The following is a 25,069-nucleotide window of genomic DNA, read 5'->3' as shown; positions in this document are numbered from 1 at the left end:
CGGGGCGGCTGACGGCGACCATGGACGCCTCACATCACCCGCACGTGCGCACGCCCCACCCACGCTTGATCCCGTCCACCAACCCGACCCAGGAAACGGCCGAGAGAACCAAGGGCCGGGAGGCGGGGGTTTTGCTGTCGCGGACCGGGACAACACCCGGGTAGCCGTCGGCAACCTCGACGCAGTTGTTGGCTCCTCCGTCGCTGTAGCTCGACTTGCGCCAAGCCGCGCTGCTGAGGTCGAGGTTGCGGTTCATGATCTGTGCTCCTCCAGTAGGTCCCTGATGAACCCGAGCGAGTCCGTGGGGGACAACGCCATGTCCCGGAGCCGATCGTAGGACAGTCTGTGGCGCAGAACACTGTCCGGATCCTCGGTCAACTCGCCCCGGGTGCTGCCTTCTACGTAGGCCACTCCCGTCGCGTCCTTCTGCCACAGCAACGTCAGCGACGCATGCATGTGGTGATGGAGTCCGGCGGTAAACGGCAGCACTTGGAGCGCCACATTCGGCAGCATCGCAACGGCCTCTATGCGGATCAGCTGCTCCTCCCAGGTCTTCTGGACGGCCGCCGGACGCCGGAACGCGTATTCATCCATGATGATCCGGACGCTGGGCTCCGGCTTCTGTCGCAACAGGTACTGCCGTCCAAGCCTGGCCGCTACCTGCTCCTCAACCCAGTCGTCGTCCTCGAGCGTTGTCTGAGGTCCCGACAGCACTTCTTGAGCGAAGTCCTCGGTCTGGATGAGCCCTGGCACACCCGGCGTGAACATCCACATGATCCGCGCCGTAGCCTCCAGCTTCATGAACGCCTTGTACTGGTCCTTGAAGGCGTCCAGGCGCGCAGCCTTCCAGTGGCCGACCAGCAGGGAACCCGTGCCGTAGTAGCTGTCCAGGTCCTCCATCACCGTCACCTTGGACAGGCGCTCGCCGGACTCCAGGCGGCTCAGGTAGCTCTTGTCGTAGCCGGTGTCCTCGGCCAGTTGGCCCAGGGACTTGCCGGCCTTGTCGCGCAGGACTTTCAGGGTCTGCCCGAGGATGGCCCGCCCGGACACCGGCCCCGGGTCAACGGTTTCGCCCACGTCACCCCTCCCTGTTGTCCCTGCTCACGGACAACACGACACCTCTTCCGCAGCCTACTCGCCGTCCGTGACGATCGAGGTACGAACCGTAATCGTCACCCCCACAACGGAGACTTCTCATGGCCGAGTTGCGCCTGCTGCCCTGGACGAGCCCCGAGGGCAAGCCCTGCTATCTCAGCGCGGACCACGACGGCAGCCGCCTGTCCCGGCTCGCGGACGACGTGGAGGCGGCACAGCTGCGGTCGGGTGAGCAGGTGCTGGCCGGCGCGAGAGCCGTGCTCGCGGACGAAACGGCGGGCGAACGCGCCGTACGCTTCGCGCTGACCCGGGCCGGCGAGTCCCTGGAGGAAGTGATCCGCATCGCCCACAGCAGGGGCGCCCGCATCCCCGCCGCGTACGAGCGCTGACGCCTCGTGCACAACCGGTCCCGCACCCCCGCAACGGTCTACCGTGGACTCCCAGGCGCCCCCACCGTCCCAGCCGAAGAAGAGAGCGCGATCATGGCCCACGAGGTGGATCCGAACTCCTGCGAGAGGACCCCGGACGCGATCCGTGCGGCTCTGCAGCGGCGCCCCGACTGGCTGAAGGACTTCGAGCGGGACTGGCTGAGCGCGGCGGCGGAGTTCGACCGGCCGGGGCTCGACGCGGTGATCGACAAGTGGTTCCCGTTCGCCTGCGCCTGCGCCACCCCCGGGTACCTCGACGAGGTGGAGCAGACCGTCAAGCGCATGACGGAGGGCGACACGGAAGACCTGGTCTTCTACGACGCGGACGGCAACGCCTACGACGCCGACAACCACCCCGTCGACACGAGCAGGTGCGGGTGAGCGCGTACTCGATCAGGTACGTGGAGCGTGCGGCCCGGCGCAAGGCCGCGCTTCCGGGACCTCAGCGGGAGGCCCTGGAGAGCCTGGAGAAGCGGCTCGCCCTCAACCCGTTCGGCCCGCCCGCGACCAGCAACCGCGACAACAGCTGGTCCGCCGCGTTCACCGGCGGCTTCGTCACCTACATCGTGTCGAACCGGCACGTGGTGATCAACGTGATCGATCTGGTCGCCCTCTGACCTTGTCCACAGCTGTGGACAAGGTCAGAGGAGCGGCACACACGGGCCTACTTGATGATCGTGATCCGGTTCGCCGCTGGAGGCGCCATCGGCGACGACGCCGACGAGTTCGCCGTCAGGTACTTCACCAGGGCCGCCAGGTCATCCGAGCCGACCAGGGGGTTCTTGCCCTGCCCGAGGGACGGGAAGCCGTCGCCGCCGCCCGCGAGGAAGGCGTTCATGGCGACGCGGTAGGTGGCCGTCGGGTCGATGGGCGCGCCGTTCAGGCGGATGGAGTCGGTGACCACCCGGTCCGCGCCGGACTTGGTGAGGTCCAGGGTGTAGGTGAGGCCGGCCGAGGGCTGGAGGATGCGCGGGGCCGCCTCGTTGGAGCCGCTGACCTGCTCCTTGAGGGCCTGGACGAGCTGGGCGCCGGTGAGGTCCACGAGGTTGACCGTGTTGGCGAACGGCTGGACCGTGAAGCCCTCGGCGTAGGTGACCACGCCGTCGCCCTCCGCGCCCTTGGCCGCGTAGGTCAGGCCCGCCCGGACGCCGCCGGGGTTCATCAGCGCCAGGCTGGTCTTCGGGTCCAGCTCACGGCCGTGGGCGAGCTGCGCGTCGGCGACCAGGTCGCCCATCGGGGACTCGGTGCCGGTGTTGCCGATGTCGCCGGAGATGTAGCCGATGGGTCGGTTGCCGATGGGGGCGGCCAGGGTGTTCCACTTGCCGATCAGGTCGGTGATGTCGCGCGCCTTGGGGACGTCCCGCGTCACCACGTGATTGGCCGAGTTCACCGCCGTCCGCACGATGTCACCCGTCCGGCGGTCGTACGTGAGCGTGGTGTCGGTGTAAAGGCGGCCGAAGGAGGACGCCGACGTGACCATACGCGGGCGGCCCGACGGGTCCGGGACCGTGCAGACGTACGCCTGGTGGGTGTGCCCGGTGACCAGCGCGTCCACGGCCGGGGTCACGTTCTTGGCGATGTCCACGACGGGGCCGGAGATGCCGTCGCCCGCGCCCGGGGAGTCGCAGTCGTAGTTGTAGGAGCCGGAGGCCGGGTAACCGCCCTCGTGGATCAGGGCCACGATGGACTGCACGCCCTGCCGCTGGAGCACCTTGGCGTACTTGTTGATGGTCTCGGTCTCGTCCTTGAAGGACAGGCCCTTGACGCCCTCGGCGGAGACGACCCCCGGGGTGCCCTCCAGCGTGACGCCGATGAAGCCGATCTTGACGCCGTTCTTCTTCCACACCCAGTAGGGCTTCAGGATCGGCTTGCCGGTCTTGTCGTCCTGGACGTTCGCCGCCAGGTACGGGAAGTCCGCGCCCTCGAACTCCTGGTCCGTGTAGCAGCCGTCCTTCGGGTGGCAGCCGCCGTTCTGGATGCGGGCCAGTTCCCGCGCACCCTCGTCGAACTCGTGGTTGCCGACCGACGTGACGTCCAGGTCGAGCTTGTTCAGCGCCTCGATGGTGGGCTCGTCGTGGAACAGGCCCGACAGCAGCGGGGAGGCACCGACCAGGTCGCCGCCGGCCGCCGTCACCGAGTACGGGTGCCCCTTGCGGGCCTGCCGCAGGTGGGTGGCCAGGTACTCGACGCCGCCCGCGTCGATCGTCTTCGTCGTGCCGTCCGGCTGGAGTTCGCTGACCCGGCCGGAGGAGCCGGACGGCGGCTCCAGATTGCCGTGCAGGTCGTTGAACGACAGCAACTGGACGTCCTGGTAGCGGCCCGGGTGGTGGGGGCGGTGCTCCTCGCGCGCGTCCGCCGGGAGCGCGGTGGCCAGCGCCGCCGCCGTGGCGAGACCGGCCGCGGACGCGAGGAACGCGTAGGTACGGCGTCTGGTGCGCCGGGGTACGGATGACATGAAACCCCCCTGTGGGTCGGCTGTCGTGCTCGGCGCAGCCTAGGGTCAACGCGCGTAGAGCGACAGGGGGTTCAGGTCACAACCTGGTTTCCCTTCGACGCCGCTCGCGCCCGGTGCCTTCACCCCTGGTATGCCGGGACTTCGCCCCGGGCGCCCCGTACTCTCGTACGCATGAGCAGCGACGACACCGTACGGGGCTTTTCCGCCCGCTCCATCGAGACCTACTCCGCGCTCACCCCGGACCAGGGCGAGGCCGTACTGCGCCTGCTCGGCGAGGCCGCCCGGGCCGACGGGCAGCAGCCGGTGTCCGAGCAGGGCCGGCTGCACCTGCGCGGCGGCTCCCGCGAGGGCGTCTCACATCTGCTGCTGACGGTCGGCGGCGAACTCGTCGGCTACGCCCAGCTGGAGGACACCGACCCGGTGGAGCCGCCGGCCGCCGAGCTCGTCGTGCACCCCGCGCAGCGCGGGCACGGACACGGGCGGGCCCTCGGCTCGGCCCTGCTCGCCGCCTCCGGCAAGCGGCTGCGGGTCTGGGCGCACGGCGGACACCCCGCCGCCCGGCACCTCGCCCAGGTGCTGGGCCTCACGCTGTTCCGGGAACTGCGCCAGATGCGGCGGCCGTTGACCGAACTGGAGCTGCCCGAGCCGGTGCTGCCGGAGGGCGTCAGCGTGCGGGCCTTCGTCCCCGGCAAGGACGACGCGGCCTGGCTCGCGGTCAACGCCGCCGCCTTCGCCCACCACCCGGAGCAGGGCTCCCTCACCCAGCGGGACCTGGACGACCGCAAGGCCGAACCGTGGTTCGACCCGGCCGGGTTCTTCCTCGCCGAGCGGCGCGGGGAGCTGATCGGCTTCCACTGGACCAAGACGCACGCCGAGGAGGGGCTCGGCGAGGTGTACGTCCTCGGGGTGCGTCCCGGCGAGCAGGGCGGCGGCCTCGGCAAGGCCCTCACCACGATCGGGCTGCGCCACCTGGCCGCCCAGCAGCTCCCCACCGCGATGCTCTACGTCGACGCCGACAACAAGGCGGCCGTGACGGTGTACGAGCGGCTGGGCTTCACCGTCCACGAGACCGACCTGATGTACCGCACGGAGACCTGAGCGACGGTTCGGCCCTGGAGCCGGGCGCCCGCGCGCGTCAGCCGGAGCGCCGGGGTCTGGGGGACCGGCGGCGGAAGGGTATCCGGAACAGGCGTCGTATCGGCTCGCGGAGGGTTGCCAGCCATACCGCGCCGGACGCCGCCAGCAGCCAGGCCCAGTGGTCGTGGGCCGTGTCCCAGCGGGGGTCCCCGGCGGGCACGAACAGGGGCCAGTCGTCCGGCAGCAGTAGCGGGGCGAGCAGCGCGGCGGCCAGCAGGGTCGTGGCCGCCGGCCGGCTCGGGTGCGGGTCGTCCGAGTGGCGCGCGGCGAGCCCGGCCAGGGCCAGGGCCAGCGCGCAGGCGGCCCCCGCCTCCAGGGTGACGTCCCCCGTCGGCGGGCGGTGCGCGCCGGGTGCCAGCAGCAGGACGGCCGTCCACCACGCGGCGGCGAACGGCGCCACCAGCGCCACCCGCAGCGCGGACCGCACCGCCCGCCCCGTCGGCACCGGCGTGGTGCCGTGCCGGGCGGGGTCGTCCAGCAGGAAGGCCAGGCCCAGCGCGAGGACGAGGGCGGCGGTGCGCAGCAGCAAGAGCGTGACCCACTCGGCCGGCTCGGCGCCGGACAGCCGGGGCAGTCCCGGGATCAGCAGGCCGACCGCCCCGGCCGCGCCCAGCGTCCGCCACGGCAGCGTGCGCCAGACGGGGACGGCCAGCGCCCGGATCACGCCCCGCACCGGTCCGGCCCCACCTTGGCCCGCACGCCCAGCAGTTCGGCAGCGCGGGCGGTGGTGATCTTCGGAGCGGTCAGCTCCGCCCAATGGGCCTTGACCCGGCCGACGACCGAGGGCAGCGGCCGGTCCAGCAGGGCACGGACGACGTCCGTCTGACCGGCCGTCATGGTGAGCGGGTCGGTCGGGGAGAGGACGACCGCCTCGCCGCTGAGGCTGTCGTCGAGCCGGACGTTCCTGAGCTGCGACTCGGGGTCGTGCTGCCAGGCGAGGGACAGCCACATGACGGTCACCATCCGGCCGTCGCACAGCTCGGCCGCCGCCTTCTCGTCGCCCGCCACCAGCACGGCGGCCACGGCCGTGGAGAACTCCGGGACCCGGTTGCCGCCCCAGGCGGTGCCCACGGTGACCTGGTGGGCAGTGGCGGACGGGGGCAGCGCCGAGTCGTTGTCGAGGCCGTAGCGGGCGTCCAGCCGCTGCCGGACCAGCAGCCGCTGCCCCTGCGCGGGACCGCCCGCCAGCGACTGCACCTCGCGCACGACCCGCTCCCATTCGGCGGTGCGCGGTGCCCACTCGGGGAACGCGCAGTACTCCGAGGTGCCGCGCCGCAGGCACGTCTGCTCCTTCTCCGGGGTGAGCGAGGCCCGCTGCCGGGCCGCCGCCGTCGCCTCCGGGACATCACGGGTCTGCGCGACGCCGCCCAGCACGGTCACGGCCAGCGCGGCGGCGACGGCCCCCTGGACGGACCGGCCGCGGGAGCCGGAGAGCAGGACGGCGAGCAGCGCGGCCGTCGCGGCGAACCCGGCGAGGTAGAGGGCGTGCCAGGCGGCGGGGCGGCCCAGCAGGCCGGACGGGAAGGGGTACTTGTTGGCCGTGCCGACCACCGGGGCCAGCCAGGCGATCCCGGTCTCCCCGGCGAACGGGAACGCGGCTCCGACGAACATCAGGTAGAACACCACGAACAGCAGCGGCGCCGCGACGGCCGACGGCACCAGCCGGGCGAGCAGCACGCCGAGCGCCCCGAACAGCAGCACCGTCAGCGGCCCGACCAGCAGCTCGGCCGGCGAACCGTGCCCGATCGCGCCGGGCTTGACCGCCTCCCAGGTGAACTGGACGATCACACCCACGGCGACCAGCAGCGCGAGCGGTACGACGGACAGCGCGTGCGCGGCCGTCCGCTGCCCCCGGGACAGCGCCAGCACCGCGAAGTGGCGCTCGGTGTCCCGGCGGCGCGAGCGCAGCACGGCCTGGTTGGCGCACAGCAGCGCGGCGAGCGCCACGAACAGCGGGCCGCCCTGGGTGGCGCGGTCGGCGTCCTGGAGCGCCGGGAACTCGTCCCAGGGCTGGAGGTTGTGCCACACCAGCCAGGCCGTGTAGCCGGCGAGGGCGAGCAGGACGGGCAGGCGCAGCAGCAGCCTGCGGGCCTCGAAGAGGGCGAGCGCGAGCACGGCCGCCATGGGGGTGCCGGGGGCGGCCGGGGCGGCCTGCGCCTCCTTCTCCAGTACGGGCGCGGTCACGCGGTCACCTCCGCGAGCTCGCCGTCGAGGGTGAGCAGGTAGCCGTCCTCCAGGGTGGGTTCGAGCAGTTCGGCGCCGGGGGGCGGATCGCCCACGTTGCGGAAGGTGCCCGTACCGGTGCGCCAGCCCGCCTTCGCCCCCGGATCGCGCCCGCCGCTGCTCCACACCCGGCCGGCGGCCCGCGCGGTCAGCTCGGCTGGGGTGCCGGCGAACCGGATCCGGCCGCCCGCCATCACCAGGACCCGGTTGCAGAGCATCGCCACGTCCTCGGTCTGGTGGGTGGACAGCAGCACCGTGCGGTCCTCGCCGGCGCGGGCGATCACCTCTCGGAACCGCATGCGCTGTTCGGGGTCGAGGCCGACGGTCGGCTCGTCCAGCACCAGGAAGCCGGGATCGCCGACGAGGGCGGCGGCCAGCGCGACGCGCTGCCGCATGCCGCCGGACAGCTTCTTGATGCGCTTGCCGCGCACGTCGTCCAGGTCGGCCTCGGCGAGGACGCGGCGCACCTCCCGGTGCCGGGCGGCGCGGTCGGTCAGCTCCTTGAGGATCGCGACGTAGTCCACGAACTCGAACGGCGTGAAATCGGGGTGGAAACCGGGGGTCTGCGGGAGATAGCCCAGGTTCCGGCGCAGTTCCTGGCGGCCCCGCGCGCTCGCCGGGTCGTGCCCGAGCACCGTGAAGGCGCCCCGGTCGGCCGGGACGGCGGTGGCCAGGACCCGCAGCAGCGTGGTCTTGCCCGCGCCGTTCGGCCCGAGGAGTCCGGTCACACCCCGGCCGAGCCGCAGCGACACGTCGTCCAGGGCGCGGGTGCCGCCGTAACGGAGGGTGAGTCCGGAGGCGGAGACGGTGGTGGTCATGTGGTGCTCCTGCGGGAGGTGGGGGACGGAAGGTTCATCGGGCGCCCGGACAGGCGGGTCATCGGGCGCCTCCGGCGGACGCGGGACTCATCGGATGCCTCGGTGGGCACTGGGCTCATCGGTCGCCCCGGCGGAACGGCGTTCATCGGACGCCCCCGGTGGACTGGTCGAAGCGGTCCCGGGTGAGGAAGAGCAGGCCGGCGGCGAAGGCGGCGACCCCGGCGGCCACGCCCTGCCCGGTGGCGGTGAACGGCGCGAGCACGCGGTCACCGCTGTTCCGGGCCGCCTCGGCGACGAGCAGCAGCACGACCCAGCCGCCGCCGGCCAGGGCGGGCGCGGTGACCGGCCCGAGCCGGGGGGTCAGCGCCAGCCCGGTCGCGGTGAGCGCCAGCGCGGGCAGCAGCCAGGCGAACGCGCTCAGCCCGAACCCCGGCAGGGCGAGGCCCGCCAGACCGGTCAGGGCGAGGGCGGCGGTCAGCACGGCGACCGTGCGGATCATCAGCAGGCGGAAGCCGTGCAACGGGGAGACGACCGTCATCTCGTACGTCGGGTCGACCACCGGCCCGTACGACAGGGCGACCCCGGCGAGCGGCAGCAGCGGGGTGAGCGCCAGGAACAGGGTGGTCGAGTGGCCCGCTCGCGCGGTCAGCACGGACATCACCAGCACCAGTGCCACGGCCGTCAGCCACGAGCGGCGCAGCACCGGCGTCGCGGCCAGCAGCCGCGCGGTGTGGTCGGCCACGCCGAACCGCAGCAGCAGCCGCTCGAGCGGGCGGGGCCTGGGCGCGTCCAGCTCGGCGTCCAGCCGCGCCCAGGCCGCGTCCAGCGCCCCGGCGTCCCAGGCCGAGGCCAGCACCGCGCGGCACTCGGCGCAGCCGGCCAGGTGCGTGTCGGCGGACCACAGCAGCGGCGGCTGAAGCTCCCCGCGCGCGTAGGCCCGCAGGTCCTCCTCGGCGACGTGCCAGCTCATGCCGACACCTCCGCCGGTCCTCGGTCCGTCATGCCAGTGCCTCCCGCAGTTGCTTCCGGGCCCGCATCGCCCGTGTCTTGACCGTGCCGGGCGGAATCCCGAGCAGGTCGGCCGCCTCCCGGGTGGTCAGCCCGTCGATGACCGTTGCCTGGAGCACCGCCCGCAGCTCCGGGGAGAGCCGGACCAGTGCGCCCGCCAGATCCCCGTGCTCCACGCCCGCCAGCACGCGGTCCTCGGCGGACACCTCGTCCCGGTGGCGCAGCCGGGCCAGCGCCTGCCGCAGCCGGCCGCGCGCGCCGTCGCCGCGCTGGGCGTCCACGAGGCGGCGGGAGCCGATGCGCCACAGCCAGCCGGCCACCTCGCCCTCCTGGCGGTAGCGGGCCTTGCCCCGCCAGATCGCGAGGAAGGTCTCCTGGACGATGTCGTCCACGACCCCGGCGTCGGCGCAGCGCCCGCGCAGGCGCGCGGTCAGCCACGGCGCGTACCGCCGGAACAGCTCCTCGAAGGCGTGCCGGTCGCGGTCCGCCGCGATGGCCCGCAGCAGCTCCGCGTCGCTTCTCGTCTCGCTCACATCTCCTCATCGGACGGGGGCCGCCGAACGGTTCACGGCCGGTGCATTCGTTTTCCGGAAGCCCCGTTTGACTTCCGGACACCCCCTCCACCACCCTTTCACTACTTAATTAGTGAAAGGGTGGGTGGCCGGGTGGTCGAATACCGCATCGACCGGCACAGCGGTGTGGCCACCTACGTCCAGATCGTCCAGCAGACCAAACAGGCCCTGCGCCTCGGCCTGCTGGCCCCGGGGGACCGGCTGCCCACGGCACGCGAGGTGGTGGAGGCCACGGCCATCAATCCCAACACCGTCCTGAAGGCGTACCGCGAACTGGAGCGCGAGGGCCTGGTGGAGGCGCGGCGCGGGCTCGGCACCTTCGTCCGGCGCACCCTCGGCGCCGCCCCGGCCGACTCCCCGCTGCGGGCCGAGCTGGAGGAGTGGGCCCGGCGCGCCCGGGACGCGGGGCTGGAGCGGGACGACGTGGCAGCGCTCTTCACCGCCGTACTCGACACGCACTTCCAGGGAGACCCGACATGAGCAGCGACACGGCGTTGACGGCCGAGGCTCTGGGGAAACGGTTCCGCCGCCGGGCGGGCTGGGCCCTGCGGGACTGCTCGTTCCGGCTGCCCGCCGGACGCGTGTGCGCGGTCGTCGGCCCCAACGGCGCCGGAAAGTCCACCCTGCTCGCCCTGGCCGCGGGCCTCACCGCCCCCACCGAGGGCGCGGTGACCGTGCTGGGCACCACTCCGTCCGCCGCCCGGCCCCGGGTCGGCTACGTCGCCCAGGACAAGCCCCTCCACCCGCAGCTCACCGTCGCCGAGACCCTGCGCATGGGCGCCGACCTCAACCCCGCGCACTGGGACGCGGCCGGCGCCGAACGGGTCGTAGCGGCCGGGGACCTCGATCCCGAGGCCCGTGTCCGCTCCCTCTCCGGTGGCCAGCGCACCCGTGTCGCGCTCGCCCTCGCCCTCGGCAAGCGGCCCGAACTGCTGCTCCTGGACGAGCCGATGGCCGACCTCGATCCGCTGGCCCGGCACGAGCTGATGGGCACGCTGATGGCCCAGGCCGCCCAGTACGGCACCACCATCGTGATGTCCTCGCACGTCGTCGCCGAGCTGGAGGACTCCTGCGACCACCTGCTGCTGGTCGGCTCCGGCCGGATCCGGCTGGCCGGCGAGATCGACGACCTGCTCGCCGCCCACCTGCGGATCTCCGGCGCCGCGGAACCCGCCGCCCTCGACGGGCACACCGTGGTCGAGTCCCGGGTCACCGGACGCCAGCTGTCCGCCCTGATCCGCCCGGCCGGACCGCTCCCCGAGGGCTGGCGCACCGCCGCGCCCTCGCTGGAGGAACTGGTCCTGGCCCATCTGCGCAACCCGGGGGCGCCCGCCCTGACCCCGGCCGAGAACCAGGAGTACGCCGCGTGACCGCCCCCCTGAGCACATCCGCCCCGCCGGCCGCCGTCCCGCGCCAGGTCCGCTGGCTGCTGCGGCTGCACCGCCCCGCCCTGTGCGCCTGGACGGTCCTCGTCGTGGGCCTGGCCGCCGCGCTGCTGTGGCTGTGGGGACCGCTCACCGACGCCTCGGCCGCGGCCTGGCAGCAGTTCGACACCGACCCCGCCTGCCAGGGCCCCGCCCCGTGCGGATACGACCAGGACGCGATCCTGCGCTACAAGGACGTCTACCAGTACACGACCCTCGCCGTCCTCGCCGTCCCGTTCCTCGTCGCCGCCTGGTCGGGCGCCGCGCTGACCGGCCGGGAGATGGAGACCGGCACGGCCCGGCTCGCCTGGACCCAGGGCATCACGCCGGTGCGCTGGCTGGCCGCGCGGCTCGGCGTCCCCGCCGTCCTGGTCACCGCCGGCACCGGCCTGCTGGTGTGGCTGCACCACCTGGCGTGGTCGGCGGGCCGGGGCCGGATCGACAGCGCCGAGGACTGGTACAGCCTGACGACCTTCTACGCGGGCGGCCCGCTCACCGTCGCCCTCGCGCTGGCGGGCCTGGCCGGCGGCGCCCTCCTGGGGCTGGTGCTGGGCCGGTCGCTGGTCGCCCTGTGCGGCTCCGTGCTCACCGTGGCCGCGCTGTGGACCGCCGTCCACCTGGCCCTGCCCCACCTGTGGCCGACCGCCACCGTCACCTCCGGCCGCCGGGCCTACCCCGAGCACTCGGGCATCAAGACCGGGGAAGGCATCATCACCCCGGACGGCGCCCATGTGCCCGTCTCGTCCTGCGTGTCCGACGCCCAGCAGGCGTGCCAGGCCCTCAACGACCGGCGGCACGCCACCGGCTTCTGGGTCGACTACCACCCCTACGCCCACTACGGGCCCCTGCACCTGGTCGGGGCCGCCCTCCTGCTCGCCCTCACCGCCGTACTGGCCGTGGCGGCCTTCCGCCTGGTGCACCGCCGCACCACCGGCCGCCGCCCGGCCCGCACCCGGGCCACCGGCCCGAAGGCGGCCGTCTGACCTCGTCGCGGCACCGCTCGTGCCCCCTTCGGGCCGCCCCCCGCTATCCCACACGTCATGTCGCCGTAACCATTGATTCAGCCTGGCTTGCGACGCTCGGCCAATGACACCCGTCGTGCCAGAGCCTTCGCCGCCCCCCGAGGGGCCCGCCGCGGGCAGCGGAACCGTGCGGCTCCCGCCCGCGCGTTCCGACGCGCCCGTGTCGCCCGCGGCGGGGAAGAATGGGTCCATGAGGCAGCACGAGACCCAGGCCGAGGCTCCGCACACGCCCCAGCCCCCCGTGGGCTCCATCGCCGCGCACCGGCAGCGCGCCGTGTCCACCACCGTCTCCGGTCTGGCGCCCGACCTCGACGCGGACCTCGACGCGTACGAGGAGGCCCAGGCCGTCGGCGCCCCCCTGCCCCAGGGACGATTCCTCGACCGTGAGCGCAGCTGGCTCGCCTTCAACGAGCGGGTCCTGGAGCTGGCCGAGGATCCGGCCACCCCGCTGCTGGAGCGCGCGAACTTCCTGGCCATCTTCGCCAGCAACCTGGACGAGTTCTTCATGGTCCGGGTGGCCGGCCTGAAGCGCCGCATCGCCACCGGGGTCGCGACGAGGTCCGCCTCCGGGCTCCAGCCGCGCGAGGTGCTGGAGATGATCTGGGGCCGCTCCCGCGAGCTGATGGCCCGGCACGCCGCCTGCTACCACGAGGACGTCGCCCCCGCGCTCGCCGAGGAGGGCATCCACCTGGTCCGCTGGCAGGAGCTGACGGAGAAGGAGCAGGCCCGCCTCTTCACGCTCTTCCGGAACCAGATCTTCCCCGTCCTCACCCCGCTGGCCGTCGACCCCGCGCACCCCTTCCCGTACATCTCCGGCCTCTCGCTGAACCTGGCCGTCGTCGTGCGCAACCCGGTCAGCGGGCACAAGCACTTCGCCCGGGTGAAGGTGCCGCCGCTGCTGTCCCGCTTCCTGGAGGCCTCCCCGGGCCGCTACGTCCCCATCGAGGACGTCATCGCCGCCCCCACCCACCTGGAAGAGCTGTTCCCGGGCATGGAGATCCTGGAGCACCACGCCTTCCGGATCACCCGCAACGAGGACCTGGAGGTCGAGGAGGACGACACCGAGAACCTGCTCCAGGCCCTGGAGAAGGAACTCATGCGGCGCCGCTTCGGCCCGCCGGTGCGCCTGGAGGTCGAGGAGTCCATCGACCGCGAGGTGCTGGACCTGCTGGTGCGCGAGCTGAAGATCTCCGAGGCCGAGGTCTACCCGCTGCCCGGCCCGCTGGACCTCACCGGCCTGTTCCGGATCCACTCCCTGGACCGGCCCGAGCTGAAGTACCGGAAGTTCGTCGCCGGCACCCACCGCGACCTCGCCGAGGTGGAGTCCGCGTCCCCGCCCGACATCTTCGCCGCCCTGCGCGCCCGGGACGTGCTCCTGCACCACCCCTACGACAGCTTCTCCACCTCCGTGCAGGCCTTCCTGGAGCAGGCCGCCGCCGACCCGGACGTCCTCGCGATCAAGCAGACCCTGTACCGGACCTCCGGCGACTCCCCCATAGTCGACGCGCTCATCGACGCCGCCGAGTCCGGCAAGCAGGTCCTCGTCCTGGTCGAGATCAAGGCCCGCTTCGACGAGCACGCCAACATCAAGTGGGCGCGCAAGCTGGAGGAGGCCGGCTGTCACGTCGTCTACGGCCTGGTCGGGCTGAAGACCCACTGCAAGCTGTCCCTGGTGGTCCGCCAGGAGGGCGAGGTCCTGCGCCGCTACAGCCACGTCGGCACCGGCAACTACCACCCGAAGACGGCCCGGCTGTACGAGGACCTCGGCCTGCTCACCGCGGACCCCCAGGTCGGCGCGGACCTCTCCGACCTGTTCAACCGGCTGTCCGGCTACTCCCGCCGGGAGACCTACCGCCGGTTGCTGGTGGCACCCAAGTCGCTGCGTGACGGCTTGATCTCCCGCATCCACAAGGAGATCCAGCACCACCGCGCGGGCCGGCCGGCCTTCATCCGGATCAAGGTCAACTCGATCGTGGACGAGGCACTCATCGACGCCCTCTACCGCGCGTCCCAGGCGGGCGTGCCGGTGGACGTGTGGGTGCGCGGCATCTGCGCGATACGGCCCGGCGTCGCCGGCCTGTCGGAGAACATCCGGGTCCGCTCGGTCCTCGGCCGCTTCCTGGAACACTCCCGGGTGTTCGCCTTCGGCAACGGCGGCGAGCCCGAGGTGTGGATCGGCAGCGCCGACATGATGCACCGCAATCTCGACCGCCGGATAGAGGCCCTGGTCCGGGTCGTCGACCCCGGCCACCGCGCAGCCCTCAACCGGCTGCTGGACACCGGCATGTCCGACACCACCGCCTCCTGGCACCTCGGCCCGGACGGCGAGTGGACGCGGCACGCGACCGACGGGGACGGCGGGCCCCTGCGCAACGTCCAGGAGATGCTCATAGACGCCCGGAGGCGCCGGCGTGGCACAGCAACACCTTGACCAGACGGACCCCACGGCCGAGGCGGTGACGGGTGACGCCCTCGCGGACTACCTGCGCGCCCAGGCCACGGAGTTCCTCCGCGCCCTGCGCCTGCACCGGGAGACCGGCGGCAACGGCGGGAGCGCTCCCCCGCGCGCGGGCACGGGCGGAGCGGGCGAGGGCACGGAGGGGTCCGTCGACGCGGCACGCGCCCTGCGCCGCTCGGCCCGCCGCATCAGCGGCAGCCTGCACACCTTCCGCCCGCTCCTCGACCCCGACTGGTCCGAGGAGATCCGCCCCGAACTGGCCTGGCTGTCCGGCACGCTGGGCCTGGAGCACGCCTACCAGGCGCGCCTGGACCGGCTGTTGCTGGCGCTGCACCGACTGTCCGGGGTGACCGCGCTGCCCGTGCACACGGTCGACGCGATGGCGGTCGGCGGCCGTGCCCTGCCCGGCAAGACGGCGAACCCCGGCGGGCCGGCGTACGCCACGGCGCCGCCGGAACGCGGCACCCTCACCGTCGGCGCGGCCAAGGCCGGTGCCCTGCTGGAACGCCAGCTCACCCTGGCCCGGACCCGGGCCCACTCCACGGCGCTCCAGGCCCTCGGCTCCTCCCGCTTCCACGCGGTGGCCGACAAGGTCGCCGTACTGGCCAGCGAGGTCCCCCTCGCCCCGGCCGCGCCCGGCACCGAGCTGGGCCCGCTGGCCGCCGCCGCGGAGGAACGCCTCACGGACGCCGTGGCCGCGCTGCCCCTGGTCACCGCCGGACACCCCTACAACGCGGAGGCGCTGGTCCACGGCCTGTCCCCGGAACCGTCCCCGCACCCTCAGGACGGCCCCTGGCACCAGGTCCGGCTGCTGCTGCGGCTGTACCGGTACGCCCGCGAGGTGCTGCACGGCGGCGACGCCCCGCTGGACGTACGGCTGCTTACGGCCGGGCAGGCGCTGAACCGGCACCGGGACGCCTCGGAGGCGGCAGCGGCGGCGGCCCAGGCGGCCCGTACGCCCCGGATCACGCCGGCCACCGCCTACGCCCTCGGCGTGCTCCACGCAGACCAGCGGCACGAGGTGGAGGCGGCCCGGTTCGCGTTCCAGCAGGCGTGGCAGAAGCAGACCGTCAACACGCCCTGAACCGGGAGGAGACGGCGTGCCCGACACCGTGGTCCAGGCGGCCGGCTGCGTCCTGTGGCGCCGCGCCGCCTCGGGCGGCATCGAGGTGGCCCTGGTCCACCGACCGAAGTGGTCCGACTGGTCCTGGCCCAAAGGCAAGCTCAAGCGGGGGGAGACGGCCCGCGCCGCCGCACTGCGCGAAGTGCGGGAAGAGACCGGCCACACATGCCGGCTCGGGGCGTCCCTGCCGTCTCGGCGTTACGTCGACCGCGCGGGCCGGGAGAAGGAAGTCACCTACTGGGTCGCCGAGTCGACCGGTGGGACTTTCGCCCCCAACGACGAGATAAGCGCTCTCGTCTGGCTGCCGCCGGACGCCGCTCGCGCACGTCTGACCTACGAGGGGGACAGAGAGCTCCTCCCTCCGGCGCTCGCCGCGATCGACGCCGGCCAGTGATCGGTGCTCGGGTCGCTCGCGCCGGGCGTGCACGACGGCTTCCGGGACCGACCGGCGTCCCGACCGGGCGAGCCCGGACGGAACGCCGGTACGGCGGCCTCGGATCACCGCTGCCGCGGAGACGGGACTGAGCGACCCGTCAGCAGCCGATGCCGCTACAAATCACCACGGTGTCACAGACGATGACCGTGCAGACGCCGCTGCACCCCTCGGTGTAGGCGCCGGACGGCAGCAGGGTGTCCTCGGTGATACGCGTCTCCAGGTCGCCGATGAGGGCGTCGAGGTCGGTCAGTTGCATGGTTTCGGGCATTGCTGTTCTCCTTCGGTGGACGGGATGGGTGTTGTTCGCCCCGGTGGCGGACCGCCTCTAGCGGACGAGCGTCCCCGGGCGTCGGTACCGCCGCACAGCGCGGCGGAGAGCGCAGGAGCCCCTGCGCGTCGGTCGTGCGGAAGTCTCAGCGGTGGTCGGATGACCGCGGCGGCACCCTGATGCGGGGGCCGGGTAGCAGCAGGTGCCCGGCGGCCGGTGAGCGCTGAACCACTCAGGAAGCTGGGGGGCGGTCAGTGCTCGCTCCCTGACCCAGGCTTCTCCGTGCTTTGAGAACGTGAAACTGCAAACCGCTCACGTCAGTGAACCGGCAGCGTTTGCGCCACCGGACCACCCGGCCGCGCACTACCGCCGTGCCACCGCGCACGCCGTTGCGGTGAGGCGTGAAGAACCAACCTCGGACACGACCCGGAGGTGCGGCCCGGGCGCCGGTCACCGAAAGGCACCGGGGCCCGGTCCGTCAGCCGCCCGTGGCGTGGGTTTCCGCGTCCGTGCGGGCCTGGCTGCGGGCCCGGCGGGCGGGGCCGCGCCAGCCGCAGGTGCAGCGGGCCACGCAGAAGCGGCCCTGTTCGGTCGTCGTGGTGCGGTGTTCCTGCCCGGGCCGGCTGTGCTCCGGCCCGTCCTGCTGCGCCGAGGTGAGTGCCACACCGGCCACCGTATCCAGCGCGTGCGGCGGCGCGTGACGGTGCTCCCCAGCCGTCGTTATCCGGACGACAGGGGGCCCGTGACGGACACTCCGGCTTGGGGGTAGGCAGGCGATGGATCGGCGGCAGCACAGGCGCGCGGGCAGGACGGTCGCGGCGACGGTCATCCTCCTCGGCCTCGCGGCGGGCGCCTGCGGCTGTTCCGGCAGCGGGGCCGCCGCCGAGGACGTCAAGGGCGCGGACGACCCCCTGGGCGCGCTGCACCGGGCCGCGCGGGCGCTGCGGGACGCGGGCAGCTCCAAGGCCGGCACCTCCATGGAGATGGCCACCGGCGGCACCCGCGTCACCATCCGCGGCCGGGGCGTCTACGACTACCGCCGCCGCCTCGGCCGGCTCACCGTGATGCTCCCCGCGGACCCCACCGGCGCCGCCGGACACCGGCCCATCACCGAACTCCTCACCCCGGGCGCGGTGTACATGAAGAACCGGGGCGCGGGCGTGCCCGCCGACAAGTGGGTGCGGGTGGAGACCGCGACGCTGTCCGACGGCAATCTGGTCACCGGCGGCGCCACCGACCCGTACGTGGCGGCCGAGCTGCTGCGCGGGGCCCGCGAGGCGGCCTTCGTGGGCCGCACCGAGGTGGCCGGGACGGCCGTACGCCACTACCGGGGCACCGCCGATCTCGGCCACGCGGCCCGGTACGCCTCGGCCGGTGACCGGGCGGCGCTGGCCGCGGCGGCGAAAGGGTTCGCCACGGCCCGGGTGCCGTTCGACGCCTACCTGGACGACCAGGGCCGCATCCGCAAGCTCCGGCAGCGCTTCAGCTTCTCCAACGGCCACGCCAAGGCCACCGTCGCGGTCGCCTCCACCCTGCTGTTGTACGGCTTCGGCACGGCGGCGGACGTCCGGCTGCCGGCCCCGGCGGACATCTACACGGGCCGGGTCGCCGGGGACGAGCCCGGCGAGAGCGGCTGATTCCGGCCAGGCACTAGTACCAGACGTCCCTTTGTAAGTAGCCCGTCCGTGCCATGCGCGGGGCGCGGACCACTGCCTACCCTAGGAGGCGGTGACGGCAGGGAAGAGGTGAGGCGGGTGGCTCCGGTCGGCGGCACGGCGGTTCAGGACCACGTGGCCCTCGCCGAGATCGAACTCTGCGGAGAGCTGATCATCGCGGCCTCGGCCGCCGAGGACCGGCTCAGCCTGGAGAGCATCGACGAGGTGCTGCGCGTCGCCGAGGAACGGAATCAGGGCTGAGCCCCGCCCGTACCGCCCCGCCGCTCAGGTGCGCAGCAGGCGGGCGATCGCCTTCGTCGCCTCGTCGACCTTCGTGTCGATCTCGTCGCCGCCCTTGAGGGCCGCGTCCGCCACGCAGTGCCGCAGGTGCTCCTCCAGCAGCTGGAGCGCGAAGGACTGCAGGGCCTTGGTGGAGGCGGAGACCTGGGTGAGTATGTCGATGCAGTAGGTGTCCTCGTCCACCATCCGCTGTAGCCCGCGGATCTGCCCCTCGATGCGGCGCAGCCGCTTGAGGTGCTCGTCCTTCTGCTTGTGGTAGCCGTGCGTGGCGCCGGCCTCGGTCGTCGTCGTCATCGCGGGCCTCCGTCTCGGGACGAGCTTCGGACAAAAGGGATAGATACCCCTACTGGGTATATGGTAACGAACTTTGCGGGGTAAGGGGGCCTTCGTACGCCCCTGTGCTCATCACCGCGGCCGATGGGCGACACTGGGATGCGGCCCGTTAGCCGTGGCCGGATGATGCGCCTAGCATCAGCCTGACCGAAACCGAAGCACCCCGAGGACCCCACGTGCGCTTTCGTCTGACCCCCAGGGAGACGAGCTTCTACGACATGTTCGCCGCGTCCGCGGACAACATCGTCACGGGCTCGAAACTCCTGATGGAACTGCTCGGGGCGGACCCCTCCGCCCGGGCCGAGATCGCAGAGCGTATGCGGGCCGCGGAACACGCAGGTGACGACGCCACGCACGCGATCTTCCACCAGCTGAACTCCTCGTTCATCACGCCGTTCGACCGGGAGGACATCTACGCTCTCGCCGGTTCCCTGGACGACATCATGGACTTCATGGAGGAAGCCGTCGACCTGGTCGTCCTCTACAACGTCGAGGAACTGCCCAAGGGCGTCGAGCAGCAGATCGAGGTCCTGGCCCGCGCTGCCGAGCTGACGGCCGAGGCCATGCCGAACCTGCGGACCATGGACAACCTCACCGAGTACTGGATCGAGGTCAACCGGCTGGAGAACCAGGCCGACCAGATCCACCGCAAGCTGCTCGCCCACCTCTTCAACGGCAAGTACGACGCCATCGAGGTGCTGAAGCTCAAGCAGATCGTGGACGTCCTGGAAGAGGCGGCGGACGCGTTCGAGCACGTGGCGAACACGGTGGAGACCATCGCCGTCAAGGAGTCCTGAGGCGTCGATGGACACCTTCGCCCTGATCGTGACCGTAGCGGTCGCGCTCTTCTTCACGTACACGAACGGCTTCCACGACTCCGCGAACGCCATCGCCACCTCGGTGTCGACGCGGGCGCTGACCCCGCGGGCGGCGCTCGCCATGGCGGCCGTGATGAACCTGGCCGGCGCCTTCCTGGGCTCCGGCGTCGCCAAGACGGTCAGCGAGGGCCTGATCGAGACCCCGCAGGGCTCGACGGGGATGGGCATCCTCTTCTCCGCCCTGGTCGGCGCGATCGTCTGGAACCTGGTCACCTGGTACTTCGGCCTGCCCTCGTCCTCCTCGCACGCCCTGTTCGGCGGCATGGTGGGAGCGGCGCTGGCGGGCGGCACGGACGTGCTGTGGGGCGGGGTGGTCGAGAAGATCGTCATCCCGATGTTCGTCTCCCCGTTCGTCGGCCTGATCGTCGGCTACCTGGTCATGACGGCGATCATGTGGCTGTTCCGGCGGTCCAACCCGCACAAGGCCAAGCGGGGCTTCCGCATCGCCCAGACCGTCTCGGCCGCCGGCATGGCGCTCGGCCACGGTCTCCAGGACGCCCAGAAGACGATGGGTGTCGTGGTGCTGGCCCTGGTGATCTCCGGCCACGAGACGTTCGGCGACCCGATCCCGGTCTGGGTGAAGATCGTCTGCGCGGTGATGCTGTCCCTGGGCACGTACGCCGGCGGCTGGCGGATCATGCGCACCCTGGGCCGCAAGATCATCGAGCTGGACCCGCCGCAGGGGTTCGCGGCCGAGGCCACCGGCGCGTCGATCATGTTCACCACCGCGTTCATCTTCAAGGCGCCGATCTCCACCACCCATGTCATCACCTCGGCGATCATGGGCGTGGGCGCGACCAAGCGGGTCAACGCGGTCCGCTGGGGCGTGGCCAAGAACATCGTCCTGGGCTGGTTCATCACCATGCCGGCCGCCGCCCTGGTCGCGGCCCTGGCCTTCGGCATCGTGAAGCTGGTCGCCCTGTAGGGACCCTCCGGAGCAACGCGACGGGCCCGCCCCCGGGAGCTGGGGGCGGGCCCTTCTGCGTCCTCGCGGTGGCACCGCCATGCAGCACCGCGAGGGTCCGTCCCGTCCCGGCGGGGCCGGGGCGGGGTTGCCGGTCAGCCGAAGCGGCCGGAGATGTAGTCCTCCGTGGCCTGGACCGACGGGTTGGAGAAGATCCGCTCGGTCTCGTCGATCTCCACCAGCCGGCCCGGCTGGCCCACCGCGGCCAGGTTGAAGAACGCCGTACGGTCCGAGACCCGCGCCGCCTGCTGCATGTTGTGGGTCACGATGACGATGGTGAACCGGTCCTTCAGCTCGCCGATCAGGTCCTCGATGGCGAGCGTGGAGATCGGGTCCAGCGCCGAGCACGGCTCGTCCATGAGCAGCACCTTCGGCTCGACCGCGATGGCCCGCGCGATGCACAGGCGCTGCTGCTGGCCGCCGGAGAGCCCGGAGCCGGGCTTGTTCAGCCGGTCCTTGACCTCGTTCCAGAGGTTGGCGCCCTTGAGCGACTTCTCGACGATGTCGTTCAGCTCGCTCTTCTTGTAGTTGCCGTTCAGCCTGAGGCCCGCCGCCACGTTGTCGAAGATCGACATGGTGGGGAACGGGTTCGGGCGCTGGAAGACCATGCCCACCTCGCGGCGCACGGACACCGGGTCGACCCCGGCGCCGTACAGGTCCTCGGCGTCCAGGAGCACCTTGCCCTCGACGCGCCCGCCGGGGGTCACCTCGTGCATCCGGTTCAGGGTGCGCAGGAACGTCGACTTGCCGCAGCCGGAGGGGCCGATGAACGCCGTCACCGAGCGCGGCTCGACCGTCATCGAGATGTCCTCGATCGCCTTGTGGGAGCCGTAGTAGGCGGTGAGCCCGCTTACGTCGATTCGCTTGGCCATGTCTGCTTCACTTCCAGGAAATTCAAGCTCGGTCGCTGTGGGGCCGCGTCGGCGGCCGGCCAGGCGGCGGTGGCCGCGGCGGGTCAGCGCGGGGACTTCCAGCGGGCGATGCCGCGGGCCACCAGGTTGAGGATCATCACAAAGGCGATCAGCGTGAGGGACGCCGCCCACGCGCGGTCGTACGCCGGGTCACCGCCGGCGGCGTACTGCTGGTAGATGTACAGCGGCAGCGAGGCCTGCGCGCCCTCGAACGGGTTGTTGTTGATGAAGGGGTTGCCGAACACCAGCAGCAGCACCGGCGCGGTCTCGCCCGCGATCCGGGCGATGGCGAGCATGACGCCGGTGGTGATGCCGCCGATCGCGGTCGGCAGGACCACCTTCAGGATGGTCCGCCACTTGGGCACGCCGAGCGCCAGGGACGCCTCGCGCAGCTCGTTCGGGACGAGCTTGAGCATCTCCTCGGTGGAGCGGACGACAACCGGCATCATCAGGATGGCCAGGGCCAGCGAACCGGCGAAGCCGAACGGCTCCAGCTTCAGGATGAGCATCAGGCTGAGGATGAACAGGCCCGCGACGATCGACGGGATGCCCGTCATGACGTCCACGAAGAAGGTCACCGACCGGGCGAGCCGGCCGCGCCCGTACTCCACCAGGTAGATGGCGGTGAGCACGCCGACCGGGGCGCCCATGAGGGTGGCGAAGCCGACCTGCTCCAGGCTGCCGATGAGGGCGTGGTAGATGCCGCCGCCGGTCTCGGAGTCGGCGACGATGCCCATGGAGTGGGTGAGGAAGTGGACGTCGAGCACCTGCACGCCGCGCGAGAGGGTCGTCCACACCAGGGAGACCAGCGGGACGACGGCGAGCAGGAAGGCGACCCAGACCAGCGAGGTGGCGACCCGGTCCTTGGCCTGCCGGCGGCCCTCCACGCGGGCGGCGATGCCGTACGTGCCGAGGACGAACAGGATCGCGGCGATCAGCCCCCACTGGATCTCGCTGTCCAGGCCCGCGCCCAGGCCGATGCCCACGGCGACGGCGACAGACCCGGCGGCGATCGCCCAGGGGGACCACTTGGGCAGGCGGGCGCCGCTCAGCGAACCAGGGCGCTTGTCGGTGACGGCTGCGGTGCTCATGCGTTGGCCCCCGAGTACTCCTTGCGGCGGGCGATGATCGCGCGGGCCGCGCCGTTGACCAGCAGGGTGATGACGAACAGGACCAGGCCGGAGGCGATCAGCGCGTCCCGGCCCTGCTCGCTGGCCTCGCCGAACTTGCTGGCGATGTTCTGGGCGAAGGTGCCGCCGCCGGGGTTCAGCAGGCTGGCGTGGATGTCGTAGTCCGGGGAGAGCACGGTGGCCACGGCCATCGTCTCGCCGAGGGCGCGGCCGAGGCCGAGCATGGACGCGGAGATCACACCGGAGCGGCCGAAGGGCAGGACGGACATCCGGATGACCTCCCAGCGGGTGGCGCCGAGGGCCAGGGCGGCCTCCTCGTGCATCCGCGGGACCTGCCGGAACACCTCGCGGCTGACGTTGGTGATGATCGGCAGGATCATGATCGCCAGCAGGATGCCGACGGCGAGCATGGTGCGCGGGGCGCCCTCCTCCCAGGCGAAGATCCCGGTCCAGCCGAGGTAGGTGTCCAGCCAGCCGTACAGGCCGCGCAGGTGCGGCACGAGGATCAGGGCGCCCCACAGGCCGTAGACGATGGACGGCACGGCGGCGAGCAGGTCGATCACGTAGGCGATCGGGCCGCTCAGCCGGCGCGGGGCGTAGTGGGTGAGGAACAGCGCGATCGCGACGGCGATCGGGACCGCGATGACCATGGCGATCACCGAGGAGACGACCGTGCCGAAGGCCAGCACCGCGATACCGAAGACCGGCGGGTTGAGGTTGGTGTTCCACTCGAAGGTGGTCAGGAAGTTCCCGTGGTCCCTGCTGATCGCGAGGGAGGCGCGGTAGGTGAGGAAGACCGCGATCGCGGCCATGATCACCAGCAGCAGGATGCCGGAGCCGCGCGACAGGCCGAGGAAGACGCGGTCGCCGGGCCGGGTGGCGCCGCGGGCCGCGCGCTTGCGTTCGACGGGCGAGGGCGGGGAGGCGGGAGGGGGAACGTCGGTTGTCGTCGATATGTCCATCGGGTTCTCCGGTCTGCTAAGCCGCGGCCCCCGCCAGGGGGGCGCGGCTCGTGGCGGCGGTGCACCGGACGGGTGCGGCCCGGCCCGGACGGGCGCCGGGCCGCACACTCACGGATCAGGTCAGCTCAGGCCCTCGATGGTGGTGCGGACCTTGGCGATGATCTCGGCGGGGATCGGGGCGTAGTCGTTCTGCGCCAGCACCTTCTGGCCGTCCTCGCCGGCGATGTAGCGCAGGAACGCCTTGGTGGCGGGCAGCGTGTCGGCCTTGTTGCCCTTGTCGCAGACGATCTCGTAGGTGACCAGGGTGATCGGGTAGGCGCCCTCGGCCTTGGTCTTGTAGTCGAGCTGGAGCGCCAGGTCCTTGCCGGTGCCGACGACCTTGGCGGCGGCGATGCCCGCGGTGGCCGACTCGGTGGACGGCTTCACCGGGGCCTTGGCGCCGGTGGCGATGGCGACGGTGTCGAGCCCCTTGGCGTAGGACAGCTCGAAGTAGCCGATCGCGCCGGAATTCTGCTTGACGCCCTGGGCCACGCCGGCCGAGCCGGAGGCCGCCTGGCCGCCCTGCGCCTGCCAGGCCTTGCCACCGGAGTACTTCCAGTTCTCGGGCGTGGTCGCGAGCAGGTACTTGGTGAAGTTGTCCGTGGTGCCGGAGTCCTCGGAGCGGTGGAAGGCCTGGATCTTCAGGTCGGGGAGCTTCGCGCCGGGGTTGAGCTTCTTGATCGCCTCGTCGTTCCAGTTCTTGATCTTGCTGTCGAAGATCTTGGCGATGGTCGGAGCGTCCAGGACCAGGTTGTCCACGCCGGGGACGTTGTAGCCGAGGGCGATCGGGCCGCCGACCATCGGCAGGTCGATGCCCTGGCCGCCCTCGCAGACCTTCTTGGAGGCGGCGACCTCCTCGGGCTTCAGCGCGGAGTCGGAACCGGCGAACGCGATCTGGCCCTGGGTGAAGGAGGTGACACCGGCACCGGAGCCGGCGCCCTTGTAGTTGATCTGCACGTTGCAGGCCGGGGAGAAGACCTTGGTCCAGGCGTCGATCGCGTTCTTCTGCGCCGAGGAACCGTCCGCGAGCAGCTGGCCCTTGGCGTCGTCGCACTTCACGGAGCCCGCGCTCGCGGCGGCGGACGAGCCCCCGGAGCCGTTGCCCTCGCCGTTGTCGTCGGAGCCGCACGCCGTCAGGGCCAGGGCACTGGAGACGGCGACAGCACCGAGAGAGAGGGCGCGCAGCCGGTTCTTGCGCTGAAGCTTCACTTTCGGGAGTCCTTCCAGGAGCCGCCGCGATCGGCGGCGCGCGAGGTGAGTGAGTGCGGTGCGCGCGAGCGCAATCCATGCCGCACTCCGCACCGGGTACGGCCGAAATTAGGCAGAACAGGTGAAGCCGCCGATGGCCAGAAATGAACGCAGAGTGAACCCCTGCCGTCAGCCCGGTTAGGTCACGGAATGCTCACGGGGAGAGCACATGGAGGTTCCGA

The 25,069-nt window shown here is 72.1% G+C and carries 29 protein-coding genes; 14 read left to right on the top strand and 15 right to left on the bottom strand.

What is annotated here, in order from left to right:
• Positions 1 to 34: 34 nt before the first annotated feature.
• Positions 35 to 256: a DUF397 domain-containing protein gene (locus tag Srubr_RS32890; protein ID WP_189992656.1), complete on the bottom strand. Its 222-nt coding sequence runs from the start codon at positions 254 to 256 to the stop codon at positions 35 to 37.
• On the bottom strand, positions 253 to 1,077 hold the full coding sequence (locus Srubr_RS32885) for a helix-turn-helix domain-containing protein (RefSeq protein ID WP_189992659.1): 825 nt from the start codon (positions 1,075 to 1,077) through the stop codon (positions 253 to 255). Before Srubr_RS32885 ends, Srubr_RS32890 begins: the two co-directional genes overlap by 4 nt.
• Before the next feature lie 119 nt (positions 1,078 to 1,196).
• Between Srubr_RS32885 and Srubr_RS32880 the strand changes: the two genes are divergently transcribed.
• From Srubr_RS32880 to Srubr_RS32870, 3 genes are all read left to right on the top strand, one after another.
• Positions 1,197 to 1,484, top strand: a complete 288-nt coding sequence (locus tag Srubr_RS32880) for a hypothetical protein (protein ID WP_189992661.1) — start codon at positions 1,197 to 1,199, stop codon at positions 1,482 to 1,484.
• Positions 1,485 to 1,577: 93 nt separating this feature from the next.
• Positions 1,578 to 1,904, top strand: a complete 327-nt coding sequence (locus Srubr_RS32875; protein ID WP_189992664.1) for a DUF6247 family protein — start codon at positions 1,578 to 1,580, stop codon at positions 1,902 to 1,904.
• On the top strand, positions 1,901 to 2,140 hold the full coding sequence (locus Srubr_RS32870) for a hypothetical protein (RefSeq protein WP_189992665.1): 240 nt from the start codon (positions 1,901 to 1,903) through the stop codon (positions 2,138 to 2,140). The genes Srubr_RS32875 and Srubr_RS32870 overlap by 4 nt, the downstream gene beginning before the upstream one ends.
• A gap of 47 nt (positions 2,141 to 2,187) precedes the next feature.
• On the opposite strand, the gene Srubr_RS32865 is transcribed toward Srubr_RS32870, so the two are convergent.
• Positions 2,188 to 3,978 (bottom strand): bifunctional metallophosphatase/5'-nucleotidase, encoded by a 1,791-nt coding sequence (locus tag Srubr_RS32865; protein ID WP_189992667.1) that lies wholly within the window; start codon positions 3,976 to 3,978, stop codon positions 2,188 to 2,190.
• Between the two features lie 171 nt (positions 3,979 to 4,149).
• On the opposite strand from Srubr_RS32865, the gene mshD reads away from it, so the two are divergent.
• A complete protein-coding gene (mshD, locus tag Srubr_RS32860) occupies positions 4,150 to 5,076 on the top strand; it encodes a mycothiol synthase (protein WP_189992668.1) in 927 nt (308 codons plus the stop codon).
• A gap of 37 nt (positions 5,077 to 5,113) precedes the next feature.
• On the opposite strand, the gene Srubr_RS32855 is transcribed toward mshD, so the two are convergent.
• From Srubr_RS32855 to Srubr_RS32835, 5 genes are all read right to left on the bottom strand, one after another.
• On the bottom strand, positions 5,114 to 5,788 hold the full coding sequence (locus tag Srubr_RS32855) for an ABC transporter (protein ID WP_189992670.1): 675 nt from the start codon (positions 5,786 to 5,788) through the stop codon (positions 5,114 to 5,116).
• Complete coding sequence (locus Srubr_RS32850) at positions 5,776 to 7,239, bottom strand: ABC transporter permease (RefSeq protein WP_189992816.1); 1,464 nt, start codon at positions 7,237 to 7,239, stop codon at positions 5,776 to 5,778. Before Srubr_RS32850 ends, Srubr_RS32855 begins: the two co-directional genes overlap by 13 nt.
• A gap of 56 nt (positions 7,240 to 7,295) precedes the next feature.
• The gene (locus tag Srubr_RS32845; protein ID WP_189992672.1) at positions 7,296 to 8,156 is read right to left on the bottom strand and encodes an ABC transporter ATP-binding protein; all 861 of its coding nucleotides are present in this window, start codon (positions 8,154 to 8,156) and stop codon (positions 7,296 to 7,298) included.
• Between the two features lie 142 nt (positions 8,157 to 8,298).
• Positions 8,299 to 9,126: a cupin domain-containing protein gene (locus Srubr_RS32840; protein WP_189992675.1), complete on the bottom strand. Its 828-nt coding sequence runs from the start codon at positions 9,124 to 9,126 to the stop codon at positions 8,299 to 8,301.
• Between the two features lie 28 nt (positions 9,127 to 9,154).
• Positions 9,155 to 9,697 carry an RNA polymerase sigma factor gene (locus Srubr_RS32835; protein WP_189992676.1) on the bottom strand — a complete coding sequence of 181 codons (543 nt, stop codon included), beginning with the start codon at positions 9,695 to 9,697 and terminating at the stop codon, positions 9,155 to 9,157.
• Positions 9,698 to 9,829: 132 nt separating this feature from the next.
• Here Srubr_RS32835 and Srubr_RS32830 point away from each other — a divergent pair, with 132 nt between their 5' ends.
• The 6 genes from Srubr_RS32830 to Srubr_RS32805 all read left to right on the top strand — a co-directional run bounded on the left by Srubr_RS32830 (position 9,830) and on the right by Srubr_RS32805 (position 16,157).
• Positions 9,830 to 10,216, top strand: a complete 387-nt coding sequence (locus tag Srubr_RS32830) for a GntR family transcriptional regulator (RefSeq protein WP_189992678.1) — start codon at positions 9,830 to 9,832, stop codon at positions 10,214 to 10,216.
• Positions 10,213 to 11,106 carry an ABC transporter ATP-binding protein gene (locus Srubr_RS32825; protein WP_189992680.1) on the top strand — a complete coding sequence of 298 codons (894 nt, stop codon included), beginning with the start codon at positions 10,213 to 10,215 and terminating at the stop codon, positions 11,104 to 11,106. Before Srubr_RS32830 ends, Srubr_RS32825 begins: the two co-directional genes overlap by 4 nt.
• Entirely contained in the window at positions 11,103 to 12,143 is a 1,041-nt protein-coding gene (locus Srubr_RS32820; protein ID WP_189992682.1) for an ABC transporter permease, read from the top strand. Before Srubr_RS32825 ends, Srubr_RS32820 begins: the two co-directional genes overlap by 4 nt.
• A gap of 103 nt (positions 12,144 to 12,246) precedes the next feature.
• The gene (locus Srubr_RS32815) at positions 12,247 to 14,613 is read left to right on the top strand and encodes an RNA degradosome polyphosphate kinase (RefSeq protein WP_373313434.1); all 2,367 of its coding nucleotides are present in this window, start codon (positions 12,247 to 12,249) and stop codon (positions 14,611 to 14,613) included.
• Positions 14,594 to 15,724, top strand: coding sequence for a CHAD domain-containing protein (locus tag Srubr_RS32810; protein WP_189992686.1), 1,131 nt, complete (start codon positions 14,594 to 14,596; stop codon positions 15,722 to 15,724). The genes Srubr_RS32815 and Srubr_RS32810 overlap by 20 nt, the downstream gene beginning before the upstream one ends.
• Positions 15,725 to 15,740: 16 nt before the next feature.
• Complete coding sequence (locus Srubr_RS32805) at positions 15,741 to 16,157, top strand: NUDIX hydrolase (protein WP_189992688.1); 417 nt, start codon at positions 15,741 to 15,743, stop codon at positions 16,155 to 16,157.
• 139 nt (positions 16,158 to 16,296) lie between these two features.
• Here the strand turns inward: Srubr_RS32805 and Srubr_RS32800 are convergent, their stop codons facing one another.
• On the bottom strand, positions 16,297 to 16,467 hold the full coding sequence (locus Srubr_RS32800) for a hypothetical protein (RefSeq protein WP_189992690.1): 171 nt from the start codon (positions 16,465 to 16,467) through the stop codon (positions 16,297 to 16,299).
• 478 nt (positions 16,468 to 16,945) lie between these two features.
• The gene (locus Srubr_RS32795; protein ID WP_189992692.1) at positions 16,946 to 17,131 is read right to left on the bottom strand and encodes a hypothetical protein; all 186 of its coding nucleotides are present in this window, start codon (positions 17,129 to 17,131) and stop codon (positions 16,946 to 16,948) included.
• Positions 17,132 to 17,243: 112 nt separating this feature from the next.
• Here Srubr_RS32795 and Srubr_RS32790 point away from each other — a divergent pair, with 112 nt between their 5' ends.
• A complete protein-coding gene (locus tag Srubr_RS32790) occupies positions 17,244 to 18,104 on the top strand; it encodes an SCO4651 family lipoprotein (protein ID WP_189992694.1) in 861 nt (286 codons plus the stop codon).
• Positions 18,105 to 18,221: 117 nt separating this feature from the next.
• Positions 18,222 to 18,383: a hypothetical protein gene (locus Srubr_RS32785; RefSeq protein WP_189992820.1), complete on the top strand. Its 162-nt coding sequence runs from the start codon at positions 18,222 to 18,224 to the stop codon at positions 18,381 to 18,383.
• Between the two features lie 24 nt (positions 18,384 to 18,407).
• Here the strand turns inward: Srubr_RS32785 and Srubr_RS32780 are convergent, their stop codons facing one another.
• Entirely contained in the window at positions 18,408 to 18,716 is a 309-nt protein-coding gene (locus Srubr_RS32780; protein ID WP_189992696.1) for a metal-sensitive transcriptional regulator, read from the bottom strand.
• 215 nt (positions 18,717 to 18,931) lie between these two features.
• Between Srubr_RS32780 and Srubr_RS32775 the strand changes: the two genes are divergently transcribed.
• Complete coding sequence (locus Srubr_RS32775; protein ID WP_030791894.1) at positions 18,932 to 19,552, top strand: DUF47 domain-containing protein; 621 nt, start codon at positions 18,932 to 18,934, stop codon at positions 19,550 to 19,552.
• A 7-nt stretch (positions 19,553 to 19,559) separates the two neighbouring features.
• Positions 19,560 to 20,558 (top strand): inorganic phosphate transporter, encoded by a 999-nt coding sequence (locus Srubr_RS32770; RefSeq protein ID WP_189992698.1) that lies wholly within the window; start codon positions 19,560 to 19,562, stop codon positions 20,556 to 20,558.
• Positions 20,559 to 20,692: 134 nt separating this feature from the next.
• On the opposite strand, the gene pstB is transcribed toward Srubr_RS32770, so the two are convergent.
• The 4 genes from pstB to pstS form a co-directional block, all read right to left on the bottom strand.
• Positions 20,693 to 21,469, bottom strand: a complete 777-nt coding sequence (gene pstB / locus Srubr_RS32765) for a phosphate ABC transporter ATP-binding protein PstB (protein WP_189992700.1) — start codon at positions 21,467 to 21,469, stop codon at positions 20,693 to 20,695.
• A gap of 83 nt (positions 21,470 to 21,552) precedes the next feature.
• Positions 21,553 to 22,599 carry a phosphate ABC transporter permease PstA gene (gene pstA, locus Srubr_RS32760; RefSeq protein WP_189992702.1) on the bottom strand — a complete coding sequence of 349 codons (1,047 nt, stop codon included), beginning with the start codon at positions 22,597 to 22,599 and terminating at the stop codon, positions 21,553 to 21,555.
• Positions 22,596 to 23,600: a phosphate ABC transporter permease subunit PstC gene (pstC, locus tag Srubr_RS32755; RefSeq protein WP_189992704.1), complete on the bottom strand. Its 1,005-nt coding sequence runs from the start codon at positions 23,598 to 23,600 to the stop codon at positions 22,596 to 22,598. The genes pstA and pstC overlap by 4 nt, the downstream gene beginning before the upstream one ends.
• A gap of 120 nt (positions 23,601 to 23,720) precedes the next feature.
• The gene (gene pstS / locus Srubr_RS32750; RefSeq protein WP_189992706.1) at positions 23,721 to 24,848 is read right to left on the bottom strand and encodes a phosphate ABC transporter substrate-binding protein PstS; all 1,128 of its coding nucleotides are present in this window, start codon (positions 24,846 to 24,848) and stop codon (positions 23,721 to 23,723) included.
• Positions 24,849 to 25,069: the final 221 nt, after the last annotated feature.

It is taken from the genome of Streptomyces rubradiris (assembly GCF_016860525.1).
Classification (GTDB): Bacteria; Actinomycetota; Actinomycetes; order Streptomycetales; family Streptomycetaceae; genus Streptomyces; species Streptomyces rubradiris.
This window is presented reverse-complemented; position numbering and strand designations above follow the sequence as displayed.